A 5681-nucleotide genomic window follows, 5' to 3' on the forward strand; every position below is an offset into this window, starting at 1 on the left:
ATATGTCATGATGTGGCTTCCTAATTTAGTTGAAATTATTGGTACTTCTACCTATTTATTTTAGACCGTATCATGATGCTTTGATAATTAAATGAATAGCAGTCAACTATACTCAAACAAAGGGCAACGATTTCTTAATAAACGAATTATTGTCTGAAAAATAGAGAAACTTTAGCTCCAAATAGACTGGACTGGGTTTGTTGAAGCTCTTTTAAGTTGAATAAGGGGGCCGGCAAATTTCATGAATGCAAATAATGGAATTGAACTGCAATTATTGGCCATTACTCGTGGGTTCTTAAGTGAACTTCAGGCAGAGCGAGCACTTCAGGCTATTACCTTGGATGCTTCTTTGGAACGCGAGTTAGGTATTGATAGTCTGGGAAAGGTAGAACTTTTTCACCGTATAGAACAAGCATTTTTTGTTCATTTACCTGACAATGCAATAATGGAAGCAGTGACGCTCCGTGATTTAATAAAAATGATTAAACATGGCAATATTAATACGTTATTGCGAACTCAAAATCAGCAATTTTCACCTGTACTTGAATCAAAAACACTCGACTTGACTATCACCTCCTCACTTTATGAGGTGCTTTATGCTTACGCAGAGAAAGAACCCAAACGCCCGCATATTTATTTACAAGATGAACATGGCAATGAACAAATCATTTATTATGGACAATTGGTTAAGGAAGCAGAGGCTATAGCAAGAGGCTTGTATCAACGTGGTATCCAACCGGGCGAAACTGTAGCGATTATGTTACCCACCAGTGAGGCATTTTTTATACTTTTTGTGGAGTGATACTCGCGGGAGCTATCCCTGTCCCCATTTATCCACCTTTTCGTGCTGATCGTATTGAAGAATATGCCAAGCGTGAGGTAGGTATTCTACGTAATGCACAAGCTCGTCTATTAGTTACGTTTGCTGCCGCTGAAGTTCTCAGTAATATGTTACAAACCTTTGTCCCTAGTCTGACTAAAGCTATTACTGTAAAAAACTTACAAGCATCTACTGGCACATTACCTACTGTTGCTATAGAACCGGATGATATTATTTTAATTCAATATACGTCAGGCAGTACGGGAGAACCTAAAGGAGTTACCTTGACTCATAGAAATATGCTGGCGAATATTCGAGCGATAGAAAAAGCAATTGGCATAAAACCAACGGATGTCAGTGTAAGTTGGCTGCCTCTTTATCATGATATGGGCTTGATGAGTTGGCTTGGTAGTCTTTATTTTGGAATTCCAGTCACTATTCTTTCTCCGCTGACATTTTTGACCCGTCCAGAACGCTGGTTGTGGACGATACATTATCATCGCGCAACAATATCTGGCGGCCCCAATTTTGCCTATGAATTATGCGTTAAAAAGATTAATCCAAGCGATATTGAGGGATTAGATTTAAGCTCATGGCAGTACGCGTTTAATGGTGCTGAAGCAATCAATCCCAAAACCCTCGAGCGTTTCGCCAAGAAATTTTCTCCCCATGGCTTTAAACTTGAATCGTTTGCTCCTGTATATGGGTTAGCGGAAGCTACAGTAGGATTAACTTTTCCCAGCCAAAAACGCGAGCCTCGAATCGATAAAATTCAACGTGAATGGTTTGAAAAAGAAATAAAGCGATCCCAGCATTGAAAGGAGGGGACACTGTTGAGTACGTGGGGTGTGGCGAGGTTTTAGCCGAGCATGGAATACGTATTGTGAATGATAAAGGCGCTGAATTACCTGAAAGGATAGTGGGAAATATACAATTCAAAGGTCCCTCCGCCATGCAGGGTTATTATAATAATCCGCAAGCAACCCAAAAAGCCTTCAGGGATGGCTGGTGGGATACAGGGGATTTTGGGATATTTGGCGGATAAAGAATTGTTTATCACTGGACGCAAAAAAGACCTAATTATTAAAGCAGGTCGTAATATTTATCCGGAAGAGATAGAGGAAATACTCAATCAGATAAGTAGTATTCGGAAAGGTTGTTCTGTAGCGTTTGGCATCAGTGATTCGAGCACCGGTACTGAAAAATTGGTCATAGTTGCGGAAACGTATGAATTGGTAAAAACAAAACAACAAGCTATTCGTGCAGAAATTATTGAAAAGATGGCAATGGAATTAGGCGTACCGCCTGATATAGTCATCTTGGTTTCGCCAAGAACTGTTCCAAAAACTTCAAGTGGAAAACTTCAGCGCTCTGCCTGTAAGCAGGCTTATATTGAAGGCAAATTAAGCAAGCAGCAATTGCCAGTCAAGTTGCAGTTGATAAAATTAGCTTGTATCAGCGCGGGTAAAAAATTTATAGCTGGTTCTGTTATTTGGGGCGATTGATATACAGTCTCTACGTAGCTATTTTATTAGTGATTATTTTGCCAATCATGTGGTTGCTTTTGCTGCTTTTTTCACCCCCAAATACCGCTAAAATGGTACAATTTTTTGCTCGCCTCTTTTTCAGACTAAGTTTTTGCCCGGTTACTGTCGAAGGGAAAAACAACTTGAACGCTCAGGATTCAGTGATTTATGTTGCTAATCATGCCAGCTATGCAGATGCGCTTGCTTTAGTGGCAGTTTTGCCGACAAATATTGCGATCGTGGCGAAAAGAGAATTATTAAAAGTACCTATCATTAGCAGTTTTATTAAAAAATTGAATTACCCAACTGTTGATCGAATGGATTTTACTAAGAGTATGGAAAATAAAAGCCTGATTGAAACAGTCCTGCGACAAGGACAATCTATTGTTATTTTTCCTGAAGGAACGTTTACCTATGCGACAGGATTACGGCCTTTTAAATTAGGTGCTTTTATCATTGCAGCCGAAACCAGCACACCGCTGTGTCCAGTTTCCTTGCAGGGAACACGCTCAATTTTACGGGGTGAGAATGTACTGGCCAAGCCGGGGAAGATCAAAGTGGTTGTTGGCAAACCTGTTTCTCCCAAAGGTAATGATTGGCATGAAATTATCCACCTTCATTCAATAATGCGTACCGAAATTGCCAAGAACTGTGGTGAGCCGGTAATTGATATCATTGTTGCAGGTCCAGTCGTCGATTAGAGGCTGTTGATCTTTCTACTATCTTGGCGCTTCAGGTTTGATTTTCTGTGCTTCGCTGCTCACATACTTGCATGTATGCTGCGCTGCTCGAAAATCAAGCCTGAAGCACTCAAGCTAGCGAAAGCTGAACAGCCTCTTTCTAGGTTTTCGGTGTTCGTTGCGCTTTAAGCTAACCTAAGGTCAAGAGGTACTTGGTAGTAGTTTTTCTTCCCGTTTCCTCTCCTTTGCAAAAGGCAAGTAGGGGCGAAATACAAAAGAAAGGATTAAAAGCAGCAGTAAAAAACCATCATCCACCCCATTAAGTAAAAACAATCGTCTAAGGCTAAGGCAGTAGCTTGTCGATCGAGCAGAGAGTTTAATTTAGCCAATGCTTTTTCTCCTGACAGATGAAACTGTTCTGCTCGCTCAAAAAATTGTTGCGTAGGTGGGGCAAGAGGCGTGAGTAGGCTGCCTAAGCGTAGATGATAGAATACTTGTCGACGCTGCCATAAAATAATATATAAGCTTGCGCCTAAGGCACTACCAAGCAAACGCACAATGTGAAACACGTTGATCCGCTCAGCCGCCTGCTCTTGAGGGTAGATAGTTACAGACATGCGGAAAAGTGGTGGCAAAAAGAGGGCGAGTCCAAGTCCTGCCAAAAGCCGCGAAACAGCAATTCTGCCAAAATTAATCTCCACATTGAACGTAGCAGTATAAAAACAAGAAATAGCAAAAAAAGCAAAGCGGTTGCAAGTGGAACTCGTGCATCAAAACGCTTGTAGTTTAAAAATATTGGAATCCATGCTCCAAGCGCCATTGTACCTATCAACAAGATAATCCAGTCAGGGGTATAATTGACGTAGAGTTTCAACCATAGTGATAAGAGAATGACCATACCAAAATAGGCGGAAAACAGAAGGGCGACATTTAATAAAGCAAAGCAAAAATAGAGGTGTTTGAATAGCCTGAACTCAACGATGGGATAAGGGAACGAAAGACTACGCAGAATGAAATAAAGAAAATTATTCCACCCGCGATGAGCATGAACGTAATTAATGAGGAGCGAAACCAATCGAGTTCTTGTCCCAGAATTAAAGCTGTGCCAATAAAAATAGACTAATGCAATAAAAGAAATATCCCGCCTTGTCAAAAAGTACCTTCTCAGGTGGTTTATGAAATTTCCTAAAGCCGTAACCGACATAGACAATTAAAAAGCACAGATAGGAATATTGGGTACAAACAATGCTTGCCAATGATAATTAAATGCGACCCAGCCACCCCAACAAGCACCAAGTACTGGAGTAATAGCAAAACAGGTTAAAAGGAGTGGCATAACAAATTCAGGTTTTTTTCTGGTGCCAGTAGCGGGATCAGAGACATAGTGATTAATAGAAAAAGCGGTCCAGATGCAAAACCTTCCAAAAAGCGAAACAAAATGAAATTAAAATAATTGCTGGCAACAACACATTGCCAAGAAAAGATGAGCATGAGGCATAAACACAGGACATAGAGTTGAAGCGCACTCAAACGGGTAATCCAGGGTTTACCTAGAGGGACACCCAATACATTACCGAGGCAAAAGAAACTAACTCCATACGGTGCTAAATAGGCATTGCCACCGAGATCACTGACGATATAAAGACCCGCCATCATTGGCAGAGTAAGATTAAAAATAACAATTGCTAACGAGAGAAGCAAAACGTAGAAGATCATTTAGGGGGTACCTCGCCAAGAGCTACCTCTTGAAGAGTGAGAGGTGTTTGTGCGTAAGCTTTAAGCTTGGGATCTAAATTATTGGTGATAATATGAGTAATCAATTTCTGAACACCTAGTTCTTCTTTTTTGAATATATTGGTTGTGTAGTGTGGGGCCCCTTCAGATGAAGTCGGTACTAACAGACCGCTTTGATCAGAAATATCAACAGTGACTTCCAATGATAAACCAATACGAAGCGGATTTTTTTAATTCATTAGGATCCAGTTTGATACGCACTGGTAAACGTTGGACTATCTTAATCCAGTTGCCAGAGAGGTTTTCTGGCGGTAATAGTGAGAATGCGTTACCTGCAGCACCTGGTAAACCAACAATTTTCCCATGAAAAACAACGGAGCTGCCATAAAGATCGGAGATAATTCTGGCTTTTTGGCCAATACGCATTTTTTTAACTTGGGTCTCTTTAAAATTTGCATTTACCCAGATTTGATCAAGAGGGATAATACTCAATAACAGCGTACGTTTTAAAGCCCTCATCCCTACCTGAATTCGCCGTTGTGCGACAAGTCCATCCACGGGGGCATAGATTTTACAGCGATAAAGTTGTACCCAGGTATCACGTACCTGTTGGGCAGCTTCCAACACAAGGGGATGAGCGGTAATGGTAGTCCCTTGCACAAAAGCCAAGGCTCTTTGATACTGACTTTTTGTGCTTTTTAATGCGGCAAAACTTGCTTTCAAATCATCAACGGCATGTTGATAATCTTCCAAGGATACCCCTTTTGCATGAATGACGGCATAGCGATGTTTGAAATCTTGGCGGGCTTTCAATAATTGCGCTTGTTTAATTTCAATTTCTGCAGCCAACGTAAAGACATCATGAAAAGCCTGGCAGATATCCCGTACAATTCTTGCCAGATTCTTTTTGCTTTTTCCAGT

At 40.9% G+C, this 5681-nt stretch carries 8 protein-coding genes and 1 pseudogene; 4 read left to right on the forward strand and 5 right to left on the reverse strand.

Going from position 1 to position 5681, the window contains the following annotated elements; all coding sequences use genetic code 11:
• The first annotated feature begins 241 nt into the window (after positions 1-241).
• The 4 genes and pseudogenes from BN58_RS33200 to BN58_RS30655 all read left to right on the forward strand — a co-directional run bounded on the left by BN58_RS33200 (position 242) and on the right by BN58_RS30655 (position 3047).
• A pseudogene (locus BN58_RS33200) lies at positions 242-1638 on the forward strand (AMP-binding protein).
• On the forward strand, positions 1635-1865 hold the full coding sequence (locus tag BN58_RS35870) for an AMP-binding protein (RefSeq protein WP_019216149.1): 231 nt from the start codon (positions 1635-1637) through the stop codon (positions 1863-1865). Before BN58_RS33200 ends, BN58_RS35870 begins: the two are co-directional and overlap by 4 nt.
• Positions 1822-2325 carry an acyl-CoA synthetase family protein gene (locus tag BN58_RS30650; RefSeq protein WP_156812403.1) on the forward strand — a complete coding sequence of 168 codons (504 nt, stop codon included), beginning with the start codon at positions 1822-1824 and terminating at the stop codon, positions 2323-2325. The genes BN58_RS35870 and BN58_RS30650 overlap by 44 nt, the downstream gene beginning before the upstream one ends.
• Positions 2313-3047, forward strand: a complete 735-nt coding sequence (locus tag BN58_RS30655) for a lysophospholipid acyltransferase family protein (RefSeq protein ID WP_156812404.1) — start codon at positions 2313-2315, stop codon at positions 3045-3047. Before BN58_RS30650 ends, BN58_RS30655 begins: the two co-directional genes overlap by 13 nt.
• Positions 3048-3310: 263 nt before the next feature.
• On the opposite strand, the gene BN58_RS33205 is transcribed toward BN58_RS30655, so the two are convergent.
• The 5 genes from BN58_RS33205 to BN58_RS22780 all read right to left on the reverse strand — a co-directional run.
• On the reverse strand, positions 3311-3688 hold the full coding sequence (locus BN58_RS33205; protein ID WP_232220406.1) for a hypothetical protein: 378 nt from the start codon (positions 3686-3688) through the stop codon (positions 3311-3313).
• A 548-nt stretch (positions 3689-4236) separates the two neighbouring features.
• Positions 4237-4362, reverse strand: coding sequence for a hypothetical protein (locus BN58_RS35875; protein ID WP_019216153.1), 126 nt, complete (start codon positions 4360-4362; stop codon positions 4237-4239).
• Entirely contained in the window at positions 4347-4742 is a 396-nt protein-coding gene (locus tag BN58_RS33210; protein ID WP_019216154.1) for an MFS transporter, read from the reverse strand. The genes BN58_RS35875 and BN58_RS33210 overlap by 16 nt, the downstream gene beginning before the upstream one ends.
• Entirely contained in the window at positions 4739-4963 is a 225-nt protein-coding gene (locus tag BN58_RS33215) for a hypothetical protein (RefSeq protein WP_019216155.1), read from the reverse strand. Before BN58_RS33215 ends, BN58_RS33210 begins: the two co-directional genes overlap by 4 nt.
• On the reverse strand, positions 4947-5681 hold a 735-nt coding region (locus tag BN58_RS22780; RefSeq protein ID WP_232220407.1), incomplete at its 5' end, for an HlyD family secretion protein. The genes BN58_RS22780 and BN58_RS33215, both read right to left, overlap by 17 nt.

The organism is Legionella tunisiensis, assembly GCF_000308315.1.
Lineage (GTDB): Bacteria > Pseudomonadota > Gammaproteobacteria > Legionellales > Legionellaceae > Tatlockia > Tatlockia tunisiensis.

Coding starts and splice junctions, on each gene's coding strand:
- BN58_RS30650 (WP_156812403.1), top strand. CDS start 1,822: ATGGCTGGTGGGATACAGGGGATTTTGGGATATTTGGCGGATAAAGAA.
- BN58_RS35875 (WP_019216153.1), bottom strand. CDS start 4,362: ATGCCACTCCTTTTAACCTGTTTTGCTATTACTCCAGTACTTGGTGCT.
- BN58_RS33210 (WP_019216154.1), bottom strand. CDS start 4,742: ATGATCTTCTACGTTTTGCTTCTCTCGTTAGCAATTGTTATTTTTAAT.